This window comes from Amycolatopsis rhabdoformis (assembly GCF_035918295.1).
Taxonomy (GTDB): Bacteria; Actinomycetota; Actinomycetes; order Mycobacteriales; family Pseudonocardiaceae; genus Amycolatopsis; species Amycolatopsis rhabdoformis.
The window spans coordinates 8,608,754-8,629,933 of sequence record NZ_CP142149.1 but is presented as its reverse complement, the minus strand read 5'-3'; the positions used below and the strand labels follow the sequence as shown (position 1 = coordinate 8,629,933).

21 protein-coding genes are annotated in these 21,180 nt (G+C 72.0%); 4 read left to right on the top strand and 17 right to left on the bottom strand.

From position 1 onward, the window contains the following. Positions 1–2 precede the first annotated feature (2 nt). Positions 3–1,328 carry a glutamyl-tRNA reductase gene (locus VSH64_RS40020; RefSeq protein ID WP_326567940.1) on the bottom strand — a complete coding sequence of 442 codons (1,326 nt, stop codon included), beginning with the start codon at positions 1,326–1,328 and terminating at the stop codon, positions 3–5. Next, the gene (locus VSH64_RS40015; RefSeq protein ID WP_407655592.1) at positions 1,325–2,242 is read right to left on the bottom strand and encodes a redox-sensing transcriptional repressor Rex; all 918 of its coding nucleotides are present in this window, start codon (positions 2,240–2,242) and stop codon (positions 1,325–1,327) included. The genes VSH64_RS40020 and VSH64_RS40015 overlap by 4 nt, the downstream gene beginning before the upstream one ends. Positions 2,243–2,497: 255 nt before the next feature. Here VSH64_RS40015 and VSH64_RS40010 point away from each other — a divergent pair, with 255 nt between their 5' ends. Beyond that, entirely contained in the window at positions 2,498–2,965 is a 468-nt protein-coding gene (locus VSH64_RS40010) for a DUF3558 domain-containing protein (protein ID WP_326567939.1), read from the top strand. A 144-nt stretch (positions 2,966–3,109) separates the two neighbouring features. Here VSH64_RS40010 and VSH64_RS40005 read toward each other — a convergent pair whose 3' ends face one another. The 3 genes from VSH64_RS40005 to VSH64_RS39995 all read right to left on the bottom strand — a co-directional run bounded on the left by VSH64_RS40005 (position 3,110) and on the right by VSH64_RS39995 (position 6,555). Continuing rightward, positions 3,110–4,672 (bottom strand): molybdopterin-dependent oxidoreductase, encoded by a 1,563-nt coding sequence (locus VSH64_RS40005; RefSeq protein WP_326567938.1) that lies wholly within the window; start codon positions 4,670–4,672, stop codon positions 3,110–3,112. A 149-nt stretch (positions 4,673–4,821) separates the two neighbouring features. Next, positions 4,822–5,058, bottom strand: coding sequence for a glutaredoxin family protein (locus VSH64_RS40000; protein WP_326567937.1), 237 nt, complete (start codon positions 5,056–5,058; stop codon positions 4,822–4,824). Between the two features lie 15 nt (positions 5,059–5,073). Beyond that, on the bottom strand, positions 5,074–6,555 hold the full coding sequence (locus VSH64_RS39995; RefSeq protein WP_326567936.1) for an AMP-binding protein: 1,482 nt from the start codon (positions 6,553–6,555) through the stop codon (positions 5,074–5,076). A 312-nt stretch (positions 6,556–6,867) separates the two neighbouring features. Between VSH64_RS39995 and VSH64_RS39990 the strand changes: the two genes are divergently transcribed. The 3 genes from VSH64_RS39990 (at position 6,868) to VSH64_RS39980 (ending at position 9,805) form a co-directional block, all read left to right on the top strand. Next, a complete protein-coding gene (locus tag VSH64_RS39990) occupies positions 6,868–7,572 on the top strand; it encodes a sigma-70 family RNA polymerase sigma factor (RefSeq protein ID WP_326567935.1) in 705 nt (234 codons plus the stop codon). 113 nt (positions 7,573–7,685) lie between these two features. After that, the gene (locus VSH64_RS39985; RefSeq protein WP_326567934.1) at positions 7,686–8,774 is read left to right on the top strand and encodes a DUF5667 domain-containing protein; all 1,089 of its coding nucleotides are present in this window, start codon (positions 7,686–7,688) and stop codon (positions 8,772–8,774) included. Positions 8,775–8,896: 122 nt separating this feature from the next. Further along, positions 8,897–9,805 (top strand): HAD family hydrolase, encoded by a 909-nt coding sequence (locus VSH64_RS39980; RefSeq protein ID WP_326838163.1) that lies wholly within the window; start codon positions 8,897–8,899, stop codon positions 9,803–9,805. 52 nt (positions 9,806–9,857) lie between these two features. Here the strand turns inward: VSH64_RS39980 and VSH64_RS39975 are convergent, their stop codons facing one another. The 12 genes from VSH64_RS39975 to VSH64_RS39920 form a co-directional block, all read right to left on the bottom strand. Further along, entirely contained in the window at positions 9,858–10,880 is a 1,023-nt protein-coding gene (locus tag VSH64_RS39975; protein WP_326567933.1) for a lysophospholipid acyltransferase family protein, read from the bottom strand. Then, positions 10,877–11,923 carry an NAD-dependent epimerase/dehydratase family protein gene (locus VSH64_RS39970; protein WP_326567932.1) on the bottom strand — a complete coding sequence of 349 codons (1,047 nt, stop codon included), beginning with the start codon at positions 11,921–11,923 and terminating at the stop codon, positions 10,877–10,879. The genes VSH64_RS39975 and VSH64_RS39970 overlap by 4 nt, the downstream gene beginning before the upstream one ends. 286 nt (positions 11,924–12,209) lie before the next feature. Continuing rightward, positions 12,210–12,311 (bottom strand): 30S ribosomal protein bS22, encoded by a 102-nt coding sequence (locus VSH64_RS39965; RefSeq protein ID WP_007030867.1) that lies wholly within the window; start codon positions 12,309–12,311, stop codon positions 12,210–12,212. A gap of 197 nt (positions 12,312–12,508) precedes the next feature. After that, positions 12,509–12,724 (bottom strand): helix-turn-helix domain-containing protein, encoded by a 216-nt coding sequence (locus tag VSH64_RS39960; protein WP_101436173.1) that lies wholly within the window; start codon positions 12,722–12,724, stop codon positions 12,509–12,511. A 186-nt stretch (positions 12,725–12,910) separates the two neighbouring features. Further along, the gene (gene proC, locus VSH64_RS39955) at positions 12,911–13,723 is read right to left on the bottom strand and encodes a pyrroline-5-carboxylate reductase (RefSeq protein ID WP_326567931.1); all 813 of its coding nucleotides are present in this window, start codon (positions 13,721–13,723) and stop codon (positions 12,911–12,913) included. A gap of 24 nt (positions 13,724–13,747) precedes the next feature. Then, positions 13,748–14,578: a thioesterase family protein gene (locus VSH64_RS39950; RefSeq protein WP_326567930.1), complete on the bottom strand. Its 831-nt coding sequence runs from the start codon at positions 14,576–14,578 to the stop codon at positions 13,748–13,750. 145 nt (positions 14,579–14,723) lie between these two features. Then, complete coding sequence (locus VSH64_RS39945) at positions 14,724–15,533, bottom strand: sugar phosphate isomerase/epimerase family protein (protein WP_326567929.1); 810 nt, start codon at positions 15,531–15,533, stop codon at positions 14,724–14,726. A gap of 571 nt (positions 15,534–16,104) precedes the next feature. Further along, positions 16,105–17,898 (bottom strand): hypothetical protein, encoded by a 1,794-nt coding sequence (locus VSH64_RS39940; protein WP_326567928.1) that lies wholly within the window; start codon positions 17,896–17,898, stop codon positions 16,105–16,107. Next, positions 17,895–18,053, bottom strand: coding sequence for a hypothetical protein (locus VSH64_RS39935; protein WP_326567927.1), 159 nt, complete (start codon positions 18,051–18,053; stop codon positions 17,895–17,897). The genes VSH64_RS39940 and VSH64_RS39935 overlap by 4 nt, the downstream gene beginning before the upstream one ends. Continuing rightward, a complete protein-coding gene (locus VSH64_RS39930) occupies positions 18,050–19,033 on the bottom strand; it encodes a Ppx/GppA phosphatase family protein (protein ID WP_326567926.1) in 984 nt (327 codons plus the stop codon). The genes VSH64_RS39935 and VSH64_RS39930 overlap by 4 nt, the downstream gene beginning before the upstream one ends. A 195-nt stretch (positions 19,034–19,228) precedes the next feature. After that, on the bottom strand, positions 19,229–19,918 hold the full coding sequence (locus tag VSH64_RS39925) for a response regulator transcription factor (RefSeq protein ID WP_204091841.1): 690 nt from the start codon (positions 19,916–19,918) through the stop codon (positions 19,229–19,231). Next, the gene (locus tag VSH64_RS39920; protein ID WP_326567925.1) at positions 19,915–21,168 is read right to left on the bottom strand and encodes a sensor histidine kinase; all 1,254 of its coding nucleotides are present in this window, start codon (positions 21,166–21,168) and stop codon (positions 19,915–19,917) included. Before VSH64_RS39920 ends, VSH64_RS39925 begins: the two co-directional genes overlap by 4 nt. Between the last annotated feature and the right edge of the window lie 12 nt (positions 21,169–21,180).

Genomic DNA, 21,180 nt, shown 5'->3' with positions numbered 1-21,180 from the left:
GCTTACTTCTTCTCGATTTCTGGCGGCACGGAAGTGGGGCTCGCCACAGCCGCGGGGGCCTGCGGGTCGAGGCAGAACAGCTCGCGCAGCGCGTTGGCGTAGTCGGTGTCGGCCGTCTCGGCGGCCAGCTGCTTCACGCGCACGGTGGGCGCGTGCAGCAGTTTGTCGACGACACGGCGGACCGTGCGGCCGACCTCTTCACGAACCTGCGTGTCGAGGTCCGGGAGGCGGTTGTCCAGACGCAGCAGCTCCGCGTCGACCACTTCGGCCGCGCGGCGGCGCAGCGCGGTGACGGTGGGCGTGACCTCGGCGCTGCGCTGGCCGGCGAGGTAGTCGCGCACCTCGTCGAGCACGATGCCGTTGGCCTTGATCGTCTGGCGTTCGGTGGTGGGGGCGCCGGCGTCGCGCATGCGGCGCTGGATCGACTCGAGGTCGACCACGGTCACGTCAGCCAGCTCGGCCACGCCCGGGTCGACGTCCTTCGGCAGGCCGAGGTCGCACACCACGAGCGGGCGGCCGGCGCGGGCGGGCACGTGCTCGGCCAGGAACACGGCGTCCTGCGCGCCGGTGCACGACACGACGACGTCGGCCTTCGCCACGGCGTCCGCGAGCTCCGACAGCGGCACGGCACGCGCGGGCACACCCTCGATCGCCGTCTTCTCGGCCAGGCGTGCGGCCTTGGCCTCGGTGCGGTTGGCCACGGTGATGGCGCCGATGCCGGCCTTGCGCAGGTGCGAAGCGGCGAGCGCGCCCATCGACCCGGCACCGACGATCAGCGCGTGCTTGCCGGCCAGGCCGGCGACCTCGCCGGCGGCGGCCAGCGCCTCGGACACCACGGAGGCACCCAGCTGGTCGAGGCCCGTCTCGGAGTGCACGCGCTTGCCGACGCGCAGCGTCGTCTGGATCAGCTCGTGCAGCGTGCGCCCGACCGTGCCGGCCTCACGCGCGGTGGCGTAGGCCGAGCGGACCTGGCCGAGGATCTGCGTCTCGCCGACGACCATCGAGTCGAGCCCCGAGGACACGGAGAACAGGTGCTCGACGGCCGCGCCGGCGTAGTGCACGTAGAGGTTGTCGTAGAGCTCGGCCGGCTCCATGCCGGCCTGGCGGGCCAGCACGTCGGAGACGTCGTTGACGCCGCCGTGGAACGTCTCGACCACCGCGTAGACCTCGATGCGGTTGCACGTGGAGACCAGCATGGCCTCGCTCACGCTCTCGGCCTGCTGCAGGTCGTGAAGGACCTTGGTGACCGCTTCGGCGGGCACGGCGGCCCGTTCGAGCGTGGTCAGCTCCGCACTTCGGTGGGAGAGCCCGACCGCCAACACGCTCATCCGCGCACCACCATTCCAAGACCGCCGTCTGCCTGTCCGTTGCCGCCACTGCCATTGTCGATCGGCAGGCCGGCGTCGGGTAACCCGGTATTCCCCTGAATTGCCAGGGCGTCATCGGCACGGCGAGCCACGTGGAACGAGAGGATCTGCAATTCGACCGCCAGGTCGACCTTGCGGACCTCGATGTGCGCCGGCACCTGGAGCACCACCGGCGCGAAGTTCAGTATGCACTGGACGCCGCCCGCCACCAGCCTGTCGCAAACCGACTGCGCAGCGGTAGGAGGTGTGGCGATGATCCCGATGGAAATCTGCCGTTCGGAGCAGACGCGCGGGATGTCTTCCAGGTGCGAGACCGGCAATCCCCCTACGGGAACCCCGACCAGGTCGGGGTCGAGGTCGAACAACGCCTCGACGGGAAACCCGCGCCCGGGGAACCCGCCGTAGTTGGCCAGCGCGTGACCGAGATTACCGATCCCGACCACGGCGACGCGGTGCTGGCGGGTGAGGCCGAGGATGCGTTCGATCTGGCTGACCAGCACCTGCACCTCGTAACCGACCCCACGGGTGCCGTACGAGCCGAGGTAGGACAGGTCCTTGCGCAGCTTCGCGGAGTTCACGCCGGCCGACGCGGAGAGCTCTTCGCTCGACACGGTCGTGGCGCCCTGCTCGGCCATGCCGGACAGCACGCGCAGGTACACGGCAAGCCGCGCGACGGCCGCTTCCGGGATCTGCTTGGCCCGCACGGCGGTCTCGATGGCACCGTCGACCGCCGGCATCTCCGCCGTGGGCGCGTTGTCGGCGTCCGGCGCCGCACGCCGGGCCCGCCCGTTGGTCGCCCGCGTGGCCTTCACAGCGCGGCGGGGTGGGTCGGCGGGTGAATCGGCACCGCTGCGCCTCCCCCGCTGTGTCACCACGCCGGCCACTCCTCAAGATTTGGCAGTTTCCCTTGACCTCGCCACCGGCGTCCGGTTCAATGCCGGGATTTTCGCGGGGCGGGTCCCTACGGTAGTCCACTTGTGAACGCACGCACAAAGTCACTGGTCACCGACATGACGCGACGCACACCTGCGCCCGATCAGGTGACTCAGCGGCGGGTGGCCGAGGGTGTGGGGTTCGGGTGGGGAAGATCGTCTTCGCTGTTGCCCGCGTTTCGGAGGTTGTGCGCGCTGATGGCCATCCACTGGATCCGGTTCGTGATCACCCCGGCCGTCGGTCTCGCACTGGTCGCCACCGCCTGCTCGCCCGGCAGCGCGACCACGAAACGACTCGGCACCGGCGACGTCTGCGGGCTCCTCAGCACCACCGACCTGTCGGCGGTGGTCGGCTCGCCGGTGAACCCGCCTCAGGGCAGCGGCGCGCAGTGCCAGTACTCGAGCGCGAACCAGGTGCTCACTTCCGTTTCCCGCGGCGAGCCGGCCGCGCGCGACGGCGTAGCGACGACCGTCGCAGGTATTCCGGCTTCACGCGCGGAAGTCGCGAGTGGCGATGGCTGCGTGGTCGATGTGATGCTCACGGACGACCCGGAGCAGCTGTTTTCGGTCTCGGCGTTGCTCGGGCCCGCCGCTCCAGCCGGGACGAAGGCGTGCGATCTCACGGAGAAGATCGCCGGGCGGATCGTGCCGAAACTGCCCAGCTGAGCCGCCCGCTGGATCAGCCGGCAGAAAGTGCCCGACGCCGGCTGGACCGACGGCGGAAACTGCCGGGCTGAGCCGGAGCTGCGCCGGTGAGCCAGCCGGGCGGAGCCGTGCCGCGCTGGACCACAGTGGGGAGCCGGCCGCGGCTCAGGCGCTCACCATCACCGAATGCCACCCCGAAGCCCCATCCGGCACCGGCTCCGCCGCCTGGTCCGTCTGCGTGTACCCCGACTGGTCCGTCGCCCGCACCGTCACCGCGTGGCTGCCCGGCGCCACCGCCAGGTCGGTCCACCACATGCGCCACGTGTCCTTGTTGACCTCGGTCGACAGGGTGGTCGGCTGCCAGGGGCCCTGGTCCACGCGCACCTCGACCTTGGCGATGCCGATGTGCTGGGCCCAGGCGGTGCCGGCGACGCGGAGCTTGCCCGAGGTCACCTTCGCGGTGTCGATGCGCGATTCGGTCTTGATCGGGGCCTGTTCGGCCCAGCCGCGCTGCAGCCAATAGGACTGGCGGTCGTCCCACTTGGCGAACTCCAGGTCGGTGACCCACTTCGTCGCCGAGACGTAGCCGTAGAGGCCGGGGATCACGATGCGCGCCGGGAAGCCGTGTTCGACGGGCAGCGGTTCGCCGTTCATGCCGATGGCGAGCATGGCGCCGCGGGTGGGGTCGAGGGCGATCTTGGCCGGGGTGCTGCAGGTGAAGCCGTCGATGCTGGTCGCGTACATCTGTTCGGCGCCCGCCTGCACGCCGGCCGCGTCGAGGAGGTCGACGAGGTCGATGCCGATGAACTTGGCCGTGGAGATGAGGTCGCCGCCGACCTCGTTCGACACGCAGGTGAGGGTGACCTCGCGTTCCACCAGGGGGCGGGAGCGGATGTCGTTGTAGGAGAACGTGACCTCACGGTTCACGAGGCCGTGGATCTTCAGGCTCCACTCCTCGGTGCGCACCTGCGGCACCACGAACGCCGTGTCGATGCGGTAGAAGTCCGCGTTCGGCGTGATGAACGGCGGCGAGCCCAGCTTCGCGAAATCGGCGTCGGGCGGCAGCGGCGGGGCCTTGCGCGCGGCCACGAGCGGGCCGACGGCCGAGCGGGACTGGTCGGCGCTGCCGGTGGCCGAGATCGCCTGCCCGGCCACGGCCGCGACGCCCGCGCCGGCCGCCACGCCGAGGCCGCGCGTGAGCACCTGCCGGCGCGTCGGGCCCTTCGGGGGACGCGCCTCGTCGAACGCCGGCGGCAGCGCGTAGTGGTGCAGCCAGGTGAACACGAACGCCGACGCGGCCAGCGAAACCACCGGCGCCAGCAGCGCGAGCTGCCCGACGTCCGTGCGCTCGTACACGGCCGCGACGCCGGCGATGCCGAGCAGCACCACCACGATCTGCCCGCCCCGCGGCGTGCGGCGCGAAAGCTGCCCGGCGAGCAGCGCGAACAGCACCAGCACCACGGCGAGGCCGATCTTCAGCACGGTCTTGTCGGCCGTGCCCAGCGTCTGCTCGGCCCAGACCACGACCGCGTGCGGGCTGTGCGCGATCACGAAGTCGGCGACGGCCACGAACGGCGACGCGTTGTAGCCGACGAAGCCGGCGATGAGATGCCCCACGCCCAATGCGGTGATCAGGGCGGCCAGCCCGAGCACCGAGGCGACGAGCAGCGACAACCGTCGCGGCTCCGGGGGTTTCACGACCTGCGGGGCTTCCTTCAACGCGCTCACCCCACCATCTTCGGCGGCTCCGGGGCCCGCGACGACCGGCAAGCCTTACAGCTTGATTACCGCACCGGACGATCCGGGCACGGGTCTCGACAGCGATCCCGAGAGTGTTGCGGAAAACACGGCCCCGGCGGTGAACCCGGCCCGCCGCGTCAGGCCAGCGCCTTGCGGAACCGCTCTTCCTCCACGCGCCAATAACCGTGTTCGGCGCCGTCGATGAGGATCACCGGCACCTGGTCGCCGTACTCGGCCCGCCATTCGGCGTCGCTGTCCACGTCCGCGAGCTCCCACGGCACGTCGAGCTCACCGCAAATGCGCGCGACGTCGGCCTCGGCCACCTCGCAGAGGTGGCAGCCGGCGCGCGTCATCACCGTCACCTGATGCACCACCGCAGTCTAAGGGCGTCAGCGCAGCTTGAGCCGCCGCAGCTTGCCCGTGGCCGAGTGCGGCAATGTCTCCGCGAACTCGACGAGGTGCGGCACCTTGTACCCGGCCAGGTTCGCCGCGCACTGGTCACTCACCTGCTGTTCCGACAGCGCCGCGCCCTCGGCCGGCACCACCACGGCCTTCACGGCCTCGCCGCTGCGTTCGTCGACCACCCCGACCACCGCGACCTCGGCCACGCCCGGCAGCCGCGAGATCACGTCCTCGACCTCGTGCGGGTACACGTTGAAGCCGTTCACGATGATCAGGTCGTTGGCGCGGTCGACGAGGTGCAGGTCGCCGTCGAGGTCGAGGTAGCCGACGTCGCCGGTGCGGAACCAGCCCTCGGCGTCGGGGCCGTGGTCGCCGTCGGGCCAGTAGCCGGAGAACAGGTTGGCGCCGCGGATCGAGACCAGGCCGGTGTCGCCGCCGGACTCGAAGACGTCGGCGACGTCGTCCGGGTCGAGCGGCACGCCTTCCTCGGTGCCGTCGCTGTCCACCAGCCGCAGCTCGATCCCGGGCAACGGGCGGCCGACCGAGCCGGGCTTCGGGTAGCCGGTGACCAGCGTGGACGTGACCACGGGCGCGCATTCGGTGAGGCCGTAGCCCTCGTACACGTCGTGGCCGGTGGCCTCGCGGATCGCCGTGAGCACCCGGGGGTGCAGCGGCGCGGCGCCCGAGGTCATCATGCGCACGGTCGCCAGGCCGCGCGCCAGCTCCTCGGCGCCGAGCGCGGCGAACTCGGTGTACATCGTGGGCACGCCGACGATCGACGTCACGCGGTGTTCGGCGCAGTCGTCCAGCGTCCGCGCCGGCTCGAAGCGCTCGGACAGCACCAGCGTCGCGCCCACCGACGTGGCCTGCAGCAGGCCCGGCCCGAGGCCGTAGACGTGGAACAGCGGGATCGACACGAGCACGCGGTCCTCGCGCACCAGCACGCCCTCGACGTGGCTGAGCTGCTCGAGGTTCGCCAGCAGCGCGCGGTGCGACAGCAGCACGCCGCGCGGCGGGCCGGTGGTGCCCGAGGTGTAGGAGATCACCGCGATGTCCTCGCCGCCCCGGCCGAGGTCCACGGGGTCGCCCCCGGCTTCGCCGCGCGGGGACAGGGCGGTGCAGCCGTCGGGAAGCTCGTCGTCGCCTCGCTGGATCACCAGCCCGGCTTCGCAGTGCCCGATGAGGTGCTCCAACTCCGGGGCGGGCGCCTGCGGCGACAGCGGCACAGCGACCGCGCCGGCTCGCAGCACACCGAAGAGGGCGACCGCGAAATCGGCCGACGTCGGCAGGCGCAGCACCACCCGGTCACCGGGTCCGACGCCGGCTTCGACGAGCCGCCGTGCCTGCGCGTGGGCCGCCTCGTCGAGCTCCCGCCAGGTGAGCGTGGCTCCGGTGCCGGTCTCGGTCACGGCCGGTTCGTCGGCCCATCTCGCCGCGGCGTCGGTGAGCAGCTGCGCGACACCCTTCACCCGGGCCCCCTTCCTGCTGTAGCCCTTTTGTCATCTTGTCACCCGTAATGGGGATGCCGCGCGATCGTCGCACCTCCGGTACCGCGGGACCTCTACCTACTTCGCGGTAACTACACGTATGCTGCACTGCGTCGCCGGGTGGCGTTGATCACTACCGGGTGACGCGAGAGAGGGAGTCGCCGTGACGAACTTGCTGGTCCGCACCGTTTCCACGGTCGCGGCGCAGGCAACGCGGCCCGCTCCTGCTCGCGGCGGCGTCGCCCACCACGGAGGCCGCTCGCCCGGCCTTCGGACCGCAGGAGGTGCCGCCCTGTGACGCTGCCTACCGCCGCGAACCGCGGCCCCGTGGTGATGTTCGCCGAACGCGCGTTCGGCCGGCCCGCCGCCGTGCCGCTCACCCGCCCGACCGAGGCCGCGCCGGCGGCCGATCCCGCCGAGGCCCTGAAGGCCGAGGCGTGGGACCTCGTGCGCGCGGCGCAGGAAGGCGACTCCTCGGCGTTCGGAAAGCTCTACGACCGGTACGTGGACGTCGTCTACCGCTACGCGCTGTTCCGCCTCGGCGACCGCCAGCTGGCCGAGGACGTGACGAGCGAGACGTTCCTGCGCGCGCTGCGCCGGATCACGTCGGTGAGCTACCAGGGCCGCGACGTCGGCGCGTGGTTCGTCACGATCGCGCGCAACCTGATCCTCGACCACGTGAAGTCGAGCCGCTTCCGCCTCGAGGTGGTCACCGACGAGGTGAGCGAACCCCGCACGGCACCGGTTTCGTCCGTCGGGCCCGCGGTGCAAGCCGGGCCGGAACAGCAGGCCATCGCGGGCGCCACCCGCGCGGAGCTGCTGCGGTGCGTCGCCGAGCTCGGCGAGGACCAGCGCGAGTGCATCGTGCTGCGGTTCCTGCAGGGGCTCTCGGTCGCGGAGACGGCCGAGGTGATGCGCCGCAACGAGGGCGCGATCAAGGCGCTGCAGCACCGCGCGGTGCGCCGGTTGGCGCAGTTGCTGCCCACCGGGTTGCGCTGACTTTTTTCACGTCTTGGCGCGAGCCGTAACTTCTGGGTCTTCTTAATCGTTTCTCCACGCAGACCGGCGGTCAGGGCCGGGGCTGGTGAAGCTTGTGGAGACGGAGCAGCACCGTGGGCGTGCCCGGGTGGTTTTCGCGGGATCGAGCCGAGAGCGAGCGGTTCGATCACGCGCTCGACCCGTCCCCCGTGAAGCGGGACGACGAGTTCGCCGACGAGCTGGCCGTGGTCGCCGCGCTGCGCTCCCTGGGCGAGGCGGGCGCGCCGGACGTCGAAACGCGCGAGCGGATCCGGGCGGAGATCGAGGGCCGGCTCGGCGAGCCCGTGGTGCGGCGGCGCCGCAAGCCGCGGATGGCCGATCTCGTGGCGGCGGGCATCGCGCTCGTGCTCGGGCTGACCGGGCTCACGCTCCTGCTCTCGCGCAACGCCGTGCCCGGCGACGCGCTGTACGAGGTGAAGCGCGCGGGCGAGGAGACGGCGCTGGGGCTCACGTTCGGCGACGAGGCCAAGGCTCGCAAGCACCTGGAGTTCGCGTCGAACCGCGTGAGCGAGCTGGCGCAGATGACGGACGCTGCGCCGGCCGCCTACCGCACGGCGCTCGGCGACTTCGGCAGCGACGTGCGCGCGGGCGTCACCGCGCTGACCGCGCTGGCGACCGGCGGCAGTGGCCGCACACAGCTTTCGGACCTGGAGTCGTGGACGAAGGAGCAGGAGCGGCTGCTGGCAGCCGAGCAGCCGCGGATCCCCACGGCGGCGCGCGCGGACCTGTCGGGCGCGCGCGGGCTGCTCACCCGCGTGCAGGAGCGCACGACGGCGCTGGTGTCGCGGCTCGACTGCTACGAGATCACCACCGGCACCTCCGACGAGCTCGGCCTCATCCCGGCGCGCGGCTTGTGCACGCAGCAGCCCGCGCAGCCCGGCGGGTCCGGATCGGCGTCGACCAACCCGTCTCCCACTTCGCCGCCCCCTACGGCACCGGAGGGCGGGGTGCCGCCGGCGACCGGGCCGTCGTCGCCGCCGGACCTGGCCGTGTCGAGCACCCCGACGCCGACGTCGAGCGGCAGCGCCACCACGCCGCCGCCGGTGTTCCCGCCGCCGATCACCGCGCCCACCACGCCGCGGCTGCCGACGACGAGCCCGCCACCGCCGCTGATCTCGATCCCGCCGCTGCTCCCGGGCCTGCCGCCCATCGTCATCGGCTGATCACGGCGCGCGCCGGCAACCCCTGATCGAGGCCCTCGCCACACCTCCAACGGGTGAGTCGCGTGGTCGCTACGCTGTGCGTCAGGACCCGGCCGTTTCCGGCCGCCGGGACGTGCCCGAACGTGGAGGCGGTGTGCGTGTCAGCTTGGCGTGGCAAGGATAAGAGTCAGGAGCTCGAACGGCTCGCCACGATCGCGGGGGAGGCTTCCGCCGAGGCGGCCAGCACCACCGCGAACGCCCAGCCGGCCGTGCCCCCGGCGCCGCCGGACCTGACCGCGGCCGCGTTCTTCGACGTGGACAACACCATGATGATGGGCGCGTCGATCTTCTACTTCGCCCGCGGTCTCGCCGCGCGCAAGTTCTTCACCTCCGCCGACCTCGCCGGTTTCGTGTGGCAGCAGGTGAAATTCCGCCTCGGCGGGCGTGAGAACAAGGAAGACATCAAGTCCCACCGCGAACGCGCACTGTCCTTTGTGGCCGGTCGCACCGTCGAGGAACTCACCAGCATCAGCGAAGAGATCTACGACGAGCTCATGGCCGACAAGATCTGGTCCGGCACCCGCGCCCTGGCCCAGATGCACCTCGACGCGGGCCAGCGCGTGTGGCTGGTCACCGCCACGCCCATCGAGCTCGCCGGGATCATCTCCCGCCGCCTCGGCCTCACGGGCGCGCTGGGCACCGTCGCCGAAACCCAGGACGGCGTGTACACCGGCCGCCTGGTCGGCGACCTCCTGCACGGCCGCGCGAAGGCCCACGCCGTGCGCGCGCTCGCCTCGCGCGAAGGTCTGAACCTCAAACGCTGCACGGCCTACTCCGACTCCCAGAACGACGTACCCATGCTCTCGGCCGTGGGCACCGCCGTGGCCGTGAACCCGGATTCGGGCCTGCGCGACGTGGCCCGCGCCCGCGGCTGGGAGATCCGCGACTTCCGCACCGGCCGCAAGGCGGCGAAGATCGGCGTGCCGTCGGTGCTGGGCGCCGGCGCGCTGGCGGGCGCGGTGGCGGCGGGGATGGCGTACCGGCGCCGCTGACCTATCCGCGGCGTTGACCTACTCGCGCCGTTGACCTACTCGCGCCGCTGACCTACCCGCGGAAGACGCTCTTCCGCTGCGCCAACCGCCGGTACAGCGTGTGCTGGATCGACTCCCGCACCTGGTCGGTGAGCGTGAAGACCAGCATCGGGTCGTCCACCGCGTCCGGGCTGTACTCGTCGGTGCGGATGGGCTCGCCGAACTCGATGGTCCACTTGGTCGGCAGCGGCACCGCGCCGAGGGCGCCCAGGAGCGGGAAGAACGGCGTGACCGGGAAGTACGGCAGGCCGAGCACCCGGGCGAGCACGCGGATGTCGCCGAGCTTGGGGTACGTCTCCTCCGCGCCGACGACCGAGACCGGGATGATCGGCACGCCCGTGCGCATCGCGGCGGTGACGAAGCCGCCGCGGCCGAAGCGCTGGAGCTTGTAGCGCGCGGAGAACGGTTTGCCGATGCCCTTGAAGCCCTCCGGCCACACACCGACGAGCTCGCCGTCCTCCAGCAGCCGTTCGGCGTCGGCGGTGCAGGCCAGCGTCTGGCCCGACTTGCGGGCGAACGAACCGATCAACGGCAGCTTGAACACGAGGTCCGCGCCGAGGCCGCGCAGGTGCCGGCCACCCGTCTCGTCGTGCACGGCGACGGCGGTCATCAGCGCGTCGAGCGGCAAGGTGCCCGAGTGGTTCGACACGAGCAGTGCACCACCGGCGGTGGGCAGGTTCTCGACGCCGAACGTGTCGACGCGGAACCACTTCTGGTACAGCGCGCGCAGCGGCGGCAGCACGAGGGTTTCGGTGAGCTCGGCGTCGAACCCGAACTCGTCGACGGTGTAGTCGCCCGTGAGCCGGTGGCGCAGGAAGGTGAGCGCCGAGCGCACGTCGTCGGACAGCAGCTCGGGCTCGGCCGGCGCCGAGGCCGGCGTGGCGGTGGTGGCCGGGAAAGCCACCACCGGTGCCTCGGAGGGAGCCGCGGACGGCGGAGTGGCCGGCGGCGAAACCCGCCCCCCACCGTGCAGCGGGATGACCTGAGCCTCGGCTCCGTTCACGGTGTGCGCCTCACTTCCGGTCGCGGGGCTCATCGGCCGGCCTGCCCGGTCGCGGCGGCCACGAGCACCTTGCCGGCCACCGAGGCCAGCCGGGCGCCGTCGAACACCGGGCGCAGGCCGCGGCCCGCGACGTAGTCGTCGAACGCCTCGCGGGTGGTGAAGCGAGGCTGGTAGCCGAAGTCCTTCTTGAGCTTGGTGATGTCCACGACCCGGCCGAAGTTCAGCAGCCGGACCTGGTCGGCCGAGAAGTCGACCACCCGCGCGCCCCGCAGCACCTTGCCGACCGAGGGCACCACGGCGCTCGGCATCGGCAGCCCCACCCGGCCCGCGCGGCGGATCGCCTGCGACAGCCCGAGTACCCCTTCCGAGGCGACGTTGAACACGCCCGGCTTGTCGTACGCCACGGCCTGCTCCAGCACGCCCAGCGCGTCGGCCGAGTGCAGCAGCTGGATCCGCGCGTCGTAGCCGAAGACGGTGGGCACGACCGGCAGCGAGAAGTAGCGCGAGAGCACCGTGTCGACGTCCGGGCCGATGATGTTGGCGAAGCGCAGCAGCGTGACCGTGATGTCGGGCCGGCGCCGGGCGAGGCCGCGCACGTAACCCTCCACCTCCACGGCGTCCTTCGCGTAGCCGCTGGACGAGGCCGGGATCAGCTCCGAGTCCTCCGTGAACACGGCCTGCGAACGCGCTCCGGCGCCGTACACGGCGGCAGTGGACTTGACCACGAGCTTGCGCACCTTCGGCGACCGCTGGCAGGCGGCCAGCAGCCGCATCGTGCCGATCACGTTGAGTTCCTTCACCGCGGCGCGACGGCTCGGGCCGGCCGGGTGGGTCAGGCACGCGGTGTGGACCACCGTGTCCACCCCGGCGCTGCTGATCACCTTGGCGATCAGCGGGTTGCGGATGTCGGCGCGCACGAACTCGGCGTGGCCCATCCGCTGCAGCACGTCTTTCGCAGGCGGCGCGGTGTCGACGCCGATCACGCGCTCGAAGGCCGGATCGGTACCGAGGCGGGCGAGCAGCTTCCCGCCAAGGTCTCCGGCGACCCCGGTCACGAGCACGATGTTCGACGGCATGGGACTCCCTGTGCGGCTGGGCTGTTCGGCTGGACGAGAGGGGGTGGACGATCACCCGAAGTGCACGAGCCTGCACTCATTGAAGGCACTCACTGAAGCATCGCGCTGACGCCCCACTGATGTTACCGGCGCCCGGGAGCACTCTGACCAGGTCTTACTTCGTATTTACAGCCCGACCCGCAAATTGCGGTCCTCGCCTCACTCGATCGGGGGAGGCAGCCCACAACATGGACGTGGCCCGTCCAGAGACTGGACGGGCCACGGTCGCTTCAGTCGCGAGACCGGATCACTTGCCGGCCTTACGACGCTGCACTCGCGTGCGGCGAAGCAGCTTGCGGTGCTTCTTCTTCGACATGCGCTTGCGGCGCTTCTTGATCACGGAACCCATGGGCGCTCCTCTTTAGTCGTCGGTCACGCTGCCCGGCGCAGCGTCCAACGGGTGGAGCGCACAGGCACGAGCGGTTTACCAGGTTACCCGCGTGCCGAGGCGGGCCGGTCGGCGGGCATGGCTGAGCGCATGCCCGGCGACCGGCCAGACCCCGCCCGACCGCCGCCCTTCACGGAGCGACGCGCCGCACTGAGCTGCTATCCGACGTCGAAGTAGGCACCCTGCAGGTACTCGTGCACAGCCTTCTCCGGGACCCGGAACGACTTGCCCACTCTCACAGCAGGAAGCTCGCCCGAGTGCACCAGGCGGTACACGGTCATCTTCGAGACCCGCATCAGCGTCGCCACCTCGGCGACCGTTAGGAACTGGACCTGCCCGACCGAGGGCAAATCCTCCTTCTTGTTCGGCGACATGTTTACCGCGTCCTTAGACACGTGTCGCGCCACGAGGCTTCCCCACCTGTGGTATCGACACGCACGTGCTCTACCAGAGGGTAGCGGGACACGTGGGACTCGTGCGACGCCTGTCACGCGGATGGGCCCCTACCAGCGGGTTTTCGACGCCGGGTTGACCCGGTCCGGTCCTGTTTGCCGGATTTGTCAGTCCTCGTGCGCGCGGCCGAGCTCTTCCGAACGGTCCCGCGCGGCCTCGATCGCGTCCAGCAGCGCCGCCCGCACGCCGTGCTTCTCGAGCTCGCGGATCGCGTTGATGGTGGTGCCCGCCGGCGAGGTGACGGCCTCGCGCAGCAGCACGGGGTGGTCCTTGCCCTCGGCGAGCATCTTCGCGGCGCCCACCGCCGACTGGATGATCAGCTGCCCCGCGAGCGCGCGCGGAAGGCCGAGCAGGATGCCGGCGTCGATCATCGCCTCGACCAGGTAGAAGAAGTAGGCCGGTCCCGACCCTGAGAGGGCCGTGACGGCGTCCTGCTGCGACTCGGGCACCTCCACGACCTGGCCGACGTGCGAGAGCAGCTCGCGCACCGTGGACAGGTGCTCGGCGGTGGCGTAGCGGCCGGCCGACATCGCGCTCATGGCCTCGCCGACCAGCATCGGCGTGTTCGGCATCACCCGAACCACCGGCACGCCCTCGGCCAGCCGCCGCTCGTACAGCGCCGTCGGCAGCCCCGCGCACAGCGAAACCACCAGCGAGGACGCGCCGAGCAGCGGCGCCAGCTCAGCCAGCACCGGCTCGATGTCCTGCGGCTTCACGGCCACCACGAGCACGTCCGCGCGCTTGGCGGCGTCCTCCACGGTGGCCGCGCGCATGCCCGGGTAGCGCTCCTCGAGCTCGCGCACGCGACCCTCGTAGCGCTCGGTGAAGAGCAGGTCGCCGGGGGCGTGGCCCCCGTGGAGCAGCCCCGACAGGAGGGCTTCGCCGATCTTCCCCGCGCCCAGCACCGCAATCACACTCATGCGAGCCAGCGTGCCAAACGCCCGTCAGGCTCCCGGTGCCGGGGCGAGCGCGAGCTGGCGCGCCTGCGCCACGAGCCGGCCCTGCGAGTCGACCACGGTCGCGTCGGAGTCGAACCAGGCCTCGTGCACCGAACGCGATTCGACCAGGATGCGCAGCCAGCCCGGGGCCGGGCGAGTGCGCAGGAGCGCCGTGAGCTGCACCGTGGGCGCCCAGCCGACCCGGCCGAGGTTCGCCACCACCGGCGGGTTGAGGTCGCCGGCGAGGAGTGCGAAGTAGACATCGCCGACGCCGTCTCGCGGCCGTACCCACAACTTCAGCCGCGGCGGATCACCGGCCCGCCCGGCGAGGTAGCCCGCCGTGGCCGGATCCACGCGCACCTCGCAGCTCGCCGAGAGGTTGAACACGCCCTCGGACGTCTCGCCGCCGAGCGGCACCGCACCCGAAGGCGGTTCGGCCGGCAAGTGCGGCACGTCACTCCAGTCCGGCCGGCGCATCGGCAGCCGCCCGGTCGTCACGCGCGCCTCCACGCAGCTGCGCCCGCGCTGCTCCAGCCGCACCGCGACCACCGACGCGCGGCGGCCCACCTTGCGCACGTCGGTGCGCAGCAGCACCGGACCCAGCGCCGGCGCGTGCAGGAACTCCGCGCTGACCACCAGCGGATCGACCGTGGGTTCGCCGCGCTCGGCCAGCACCGCCGTGGCGGCCTTGGCGAGCAGGGCCAGGAGGAACCCGCCGTGGGGGTGGTTCGCGATCGCCCAATCCGCTCTCAGCGTGGCCGTGAAGGTGCCGTCCCCGAGGGAGCGGACCGCGGTGGCCGCGTCGAACGCCGTCGCCGTGTGTTCGGCCCGGCTCACCAGCGGCCGGCCACGGCGGGGCGTGTGGCGGAGAAAGTCAACGATCGCAACGAGTTCACGGTCGGCACTTTACGTGTCGATGAGCCGGATGAGGGTGTCCCGGGGCCCGGGACCGCCCGGACAGCCGATCATGCTAACGACCAGGTCACTGTCCGAGGTGCAACCGGGCGAACAGCAACGCCTCCGCCAGCGCCCGCGCCCGTTCGGCGGTGGTCACGGCGTGGCGCGTGTTCACCTCGAGCACGACCTGGCCGGCGAACGCGTCGCTGACCAGCTTTTCCAGCAGCTCCGCGCACGGCTGATCGCCGTGGCCGGGGATCAGGTGCTCGTCCTTCGGCACGCCGGTGCCGTCGGCGAGATGCACGTGGCTCAGGCCCGCGCCCATCCGCTCGGCCAGCTGCAGCGCGTCCATCCGCGCGGCGGCGCTGTGGGAAAGATCAAGCGTGTAGTGCCGGAACCCGACGTCCGTGGGGTCGATCGAGGGCCGGAACGCGGACACCCGGGCGTTGCGCGACCCACCTGGCGGGCGCACCTTGAACATGTTCTCCACGGCGATCTCGATGCCGCTGGCGTCTTCCAGCTCGTCGACGAGGTCGCCGAAGGCGTCGCCATAACGACGTTGCCAGCGGAACGGCGGGTGGACCACCACGGTGCGGGCGCCCAGCTCCGCCGCCGCTTGCACGGACTTGCGCAGCCGGACCTCGGGGTCTGGGGACCAGATCCGCTGCGTGATCAGGAGCGAGGGTGAGTGGATCGAGAGGATCGGGACGCCGGTGCGTTTCGACCAGCGGCGCACGGCGGCGACGTCCTGGCTGATGGGGTCGGCCCAGACCATGACCTCGACGCCGTCGTAGCCGAGCTCTGCCGCGAGTTCGAACGCTGCGCCTGCGCGTAGTGGCCAGACTGATGCGGTGCTCAATCCCACGGGGATCTCAGGCGCGCTCACGGGGGACATCCTGCCGTGTTGGGATTTGGGGGGAAACAGGGTCCTTGTGGGTGGGGTTGGTGGTCGCGGGGTTGGTGGTCGCGGGGCGGGTTGCGGGGTGGGTCCTCGCGGGGCGAGTTGCGCTGCGGGTCCTCGCGGGGCGAGTTGCGGTGCGGGTCCTCGCGGGGCGAGTTGCGGGTGAGTCCGCGCGGGGCGAGTTGCGCGGTGAGTCCTCGCGGGGCGAGGCGCCTGGGTGAGGGTGTGCGGTGCGGTCCTCGCAGGGCGGGTCGCGTTGGTGATGCACCCCGAAGCTGGATTGTGTTGACGGCCGGAGAACCGTTGTCAAGGCGGGAAAGCGTGCCTTGACAACGGCTCGCCGACCGCAAAGAGGCTTCGGATCGGGGTGCCGGGAGGGGGCTGGGTGCATCGCCTGTTGGTGAGGTCGGTGCGGTTGGGGAGGTGGTGGTCCGCTGCGGTTGTGCAGGTGGCGGTCGGCGGCGGTTGTGCACGTGGCGGTCCGCTGCGGTTGTGTGGGGCTTGGCTTCAAAGCAAGAACTCCCGGACCGCTGAGCGGACCGGGAGTTCCTGTGATCGGGTGGAGTTAGCGGCCGACCAGCAGTAATGCGGCTGGGGAGACCGTGACGACCAGGCCGACCAGGATGGCCAGCAGGGTGGTTTGCAGGTCTTCGGCGCGGCGGATCTTTCGGACGATCCACACCAGGGCCACGATCACCAGGAGGGCGCCGATGAGGGCGGCCGGGGCGAGGTTGACCCAGAGCCAGTTGAAGCCGAGCCAGACGGCGGCGCCGCCGACGACGCCGAGGGCGAGTTGGCCCGCGAGGGTGAGCCACTGCTTGCCCGGGGAGCCCTCGAGGACCGGTTCGGCGGGAGCCGCCGCGGCGGCGGGGGCGTCTTCGGCGACGTCGTCGTCGTAGTCGTCCTCGTAGTCGCCGCCCTGGTCGTAGCCGTAGTCGCGGTCGTCGAAGTCCGGGGAGCCCGGCTGGTCGAACTCGCGCTCGTACTCGGACAGGTCGTCGGCCTGGGGGCCGCCCGGGGCGAACGGCATGGGGGCCGGGTAGCCCGCGGTGGGCGGGCCCGCGTCGAAGTCGGCCGGGGCGGCCATGGTGGGCGGGCCGCCGTCGTCGTAGTCGCCCTCGGGGGCGTACGGCTCGGCGTAGTCGTCGTCGGCCGCGTAGTCCTCGTCGGCGTAACCGTCGGCGGGGGCGCCCGGCACGACCGGCATCACGCCGATCTCGGTGTCCTCGAGCTGTTCCTGCTGGCGGCGCTTGCGCCACCCGGCCAGGCCCGGCGGCTGTGCAGGCGGTCCACCAGGTCCACCAGGTCCGCCGGGGCCACCAGGACCACCCGGGCCACCCGGGCCAGGAGCACCGGGGCCACCCGGCGCACCGGGCCCTCCAGGGGCCTCGAGCGCGTCCGGCGGCAGGCCGGCCACGGCGTCGAACTGCTCGGTGTGCGGGTCCTGCTGCGGCGCGGGACGGCGGGCCGGACCCCGGCGCGGGCGCTGCGGCGCCCCGGCGGGGAAGCTGCCGCTCGCCATCGGCGGCTCGGGCACGTCGGCGTCGGGCGTGCCGTCGAGGCCGTCGAGCCGCGACGACAGGGTGCCGCCCGGCGGCGGGCCCGGGCGACGGCGCACCGGCGGCACCTGGCCGCGGGTCTCGTCGCCGGCCGGCGGAGGCGGCACGGGCTGCTGGCGCGTGGGCCGGCCACGCGGCGGCACCGGCATCTGGCCGCTCTCCTGCGGCGGGGCCGGCGGGCGCACGAACTGGCTCGACTCGGGTGACGGCGCGGGCGGCACCGGCAGCTGCGCGGACTCCTGCGGCGGCGCCGGGGGACGCACGAACTGGCCCGACTCCGGCGGCCGGTTGTAGCCGGTCTCCTGCGGGCGGGCGAACTGGCCGCTTTCCTGCGGCGGCGCGGGCGGACGCGCGAACTGGCCCGACTCGGGCGCGGCGGGCGGCCGCACGAACCCGGAGTCCTGCTGGCCGTTCACGGGCCGCACGGTGCGCGTGGGCGGGCCTGGCGGCACGGGTGGGGCGGGCGGCACCGGGCGCTGCAGCGGGCCGGACTCCTGCGGCACCGCACGCGGCGCGGGGGCCGCGGGGCCGTCGGACCGACGCCGGCCACCGGCCGGGCGCGAAGGCGGCGGCGGAGTGCCACCGTCGCCGGTCACGCGGTCGATGATCGCCTGCGGCGCGGTGTCGCTCACGCCCGCGGCGCGGCGGCCGCTCTCCGGAGCCGGTTGCTGCTGCTCCGGGGCTTCGTCGTCTTCCGCTGCGCGACGCCTGCGCCGCCGTGAGCCTTCGACCTGCTGCCCGTGCTGGGCGAGCAGTTCGGCCACGGTCTTCTGGGGCGGGGCGCCGTTCTCGTCGGTCATACCGTGCTGTCCAAAGCGCGCTCGGGGTTGGCCACGGCACGTGCCGGCGGCCGGACGCAGGCGGCGCCGCGCGCGCTGAACACCGTGCTGTGCATGTCCGTCACCTCTTCACCGTGCCTGTTTTCCTTCACCGAAGTCCAGTCCGCTGCTGTCACCGGTCCTCCCCGTTCGCCGAAACGCCGGTGAGGGCGGTGCCAGTTTCGTCCGCGCCGTTGGAATGGTCCAGCCGTCGCAGGATGACACCCTCTCGCAGCGCCCACGGGCAAATCTCGAGTTCCGAGAGAGAAAGTGCCCGCATGGCGGCTTGCGCCACCAGAGCACCGGCCACGAGCTGGTGCGAGCGTCCGGCGCTGACCCCTTCGAGCTGGGCGAGGTCCGCCGCGGTCATGCGCGAAACGAAGGCGATGAGCTGGCGCAACGCGGTGTCGGTGAGCGTACGGCGCACGCGCGGCCCGGCCGCCGAGGGGGCGGCGCCGGTGAGCCTGGCCAGGGAACGGAACGTCTTTGACGTCGCGACCACCCGATCGGGTTCACCCCATCCGGCGACCTTCTTCGCCAGCCCGCTGAGCTGGTCTTCGAGCCACGCCGAAGTGGCCACGACCTCCGAGCGCGTGGGCGGGTCGTGGCGGAAGCGCGTGCGCGTGGTGCGCCCGGCCCCCAGCGGCAGCGATTCCGCGAGCACGGGTTCCTCGTCGCGGCCCATCGCGACCTCCAGCGAGCCGCCGCCGATGTCGAGCACCAGCAGCTGGCCGGCCGACCAGCCGAACCAGCGCCGCACGGCCAGGAACGTGAGCCGGGCCTCGTCGACACCGGAGAGCACCTTCAGCTCCACGCCGGTCTCTTCCGCGACCCTGGCCAGCACTTTCGCCGAGTTCTTGGCTTCCCGCACGGCCGAAGTGGCGAACGCCAGCACGTCTTCGCAGCCGAGGCGCACGGCCGCGGCCCGCGCCGCTTCCACGGCCCGCACCAGCTGGTCGGAGCCCGCGCGGCTCAGGTCGCCGGTGCGCGTGATCTGCTCGGCGAGGCGCAACACGGCCTTCTCCGAGTGCATGGGCGTCGGGTGCGCACCACGATGGGCGTCGACCACCAGCAGGTGGACGGTGTTGGACCCGACGTCGAGTACCCCTAGGCGCACGAGGATCCAGCGTACCGGTCCCACAGCCAGGTCTCGAAACTGTAACCAACACCACTCGGTCCGGGCTCGACTCTGCGTGCCCGAACGCCCGCGCACGGTGAAAAATGAAGCGTTTTCCCAGGAGCGAAATCGGCCGGGGCGGCCGGAAAAACCCAGCCACCCCGGCCGGTGCCGAGTGCATCACCTACCGGCGGCTCACGTCTCGAACTTGTACCCGAGGCCGCGCACCGTCACGAGGTGGCGCGGGGAGCCCGGGTCGGGCTCGATCTTCGAGCGCAGGCGCTTCACGTGCACGTCGAGGGTCTTGGTGTCCCCCACGTAGTCGGCGCCCCACACGCGGTCGATCAGCTGCCCGCGGGTGAGCACGCGGCCCACGTTGCGCAGCAGGTACTCGAGCAGGTCGAACTCCTTGAGCGGCAGCGACACCTCGGCGCCGTCCACGGTCACCACGTGCCGCTCCACGTCCATGCGCACCGGGCCGGCCGAGAGCACCAGCGGAGCCAGCTCGCCTTCCGCGCCCGGCTCGCCGCCGCGGCGCAGCACCGCCCGCACCCGCGCGATGAGCTCGCGGGCCGAATACGGCTTCGTCACGTAGTCGTCGGCGCCCAGTTCCAGGCCCACGACCTTGTCGATCTCGCTGTCGCGCGCCGTCACCATGATCACCGGCACGGCCGAACGCTGGCGCAGCTGCTTGCACACGTCCGTGCCGCTCATGCCCGGGAGCATGAGGTCGAGCAGCACGATGTCGGCACCGTTGCGGTCGAATTCCTCGAGCGCCTGCTGTCCCGTCCCGGCCACCGCGGCCGTGAAACCCTCCTTGCGGAGCAGGAAGGCGAGCGGGTCGGCGAAGGACTCTTCGTCCTCGACAATGAGAACCCTCGTCACAGGTTTCCTCCATGGTCTGGGCCGGAGTGTTCCTGCCCGGTTGCCACGAGCCGGGGTGTCCGCTCGGGGGTCTTGTCCTGCCGCACCACGGTGGCGGGCTGGGTCTTGCCGCGGGCCCCGTCGCCGCCCGGCTCGGGGCTGACGTGGGCCGGGATCCGCAGCGTGAACGTGGACCCGGTGCCAGGCCGGCTCCAGAGGCCCACCGAACCGCCGTGGTTGGCCGCCACGTGCTTCACGATCGCCAGGCCGAGCCCGGTGCCGCCGGTGGCCCGCGAGCGGGCCTTGTCGGCGCGGTAGAAGCGCTCGAACACGCGCTGCTGCTCGTCCTCGGCGATGCCGATGCCGCGGTCGGTCACGGCGATCTCGACCATGCCGTCGGCGAGCCGCCGCGAGATCGACACCGGGCTGCCCGGCGACGAGTACGCGACGGCGTTCTCCAGCAGGTTCGACAGCGCCGTGACCAGCAGCGTCCGGTCGCCCTCGATGAGCAGGCCGCTCGCCGTGTCGGTGGTGATGGTGATCTCCGCCGACTCCGCTGACAACGTTGTCCGGCCGAGCGCCTCCCGCACCACGGCGTCGACCTCGACGACGTTGAGGTCGGGCAGCCGCTCCGCGCCCTGGAGGCGCGAGAGCGCGATCAGCTCGGTCACGAGCGTGCCCAGGCGGGTCGACTCGCGCAGGATCTTGCTGCCGAAGCGGCGGACCTCGTCCACGTCGTCGACGGCGTCGAGCACGGCCTCGGTGAGCAGCGCGATCGCGCCCACCGGGGTCTTGAGCTCGTGGCTCACGTTGGCCACGAAGTCGCGCCGCACCGCTTCCAGCCGGATGGCCTCGGAGTGGTCCACGGCCTCGACCACGGTGAACCCGTCGCCGAGCGGGCGCACCTCACCGAGCACGGCCTCCGGCTGGCGCCGGCCGCGGTTCTCGAGCGGCGACAGGTCGATCTCCATCGGCTCGTCGGTCTCCACCACCTGCTCGGCGGCGGCGCGGGCCCGCGGGTCGGGCTGGCTCACGCGCACCAGGCCCAGCTCGTAGGCCCGCGGGTTGTGCATCACGAGGTCGCCGAACCGGTTGAGGACGATGACGCCGCTGTTGGACGACCGGATCAGCCGTTCGAGGAGCTCCGCGACGGTCGGTCCGGCCGGACGCGCCGCCTCCTTCCGGGCCCGAGCCCGGGCGATGAGATACCCGACGACCGCGCCGACGACAAGAGCGCCGATGGCCGAGATCAGGGCAACAGGCGTGGTCACGAAGGAATCGTA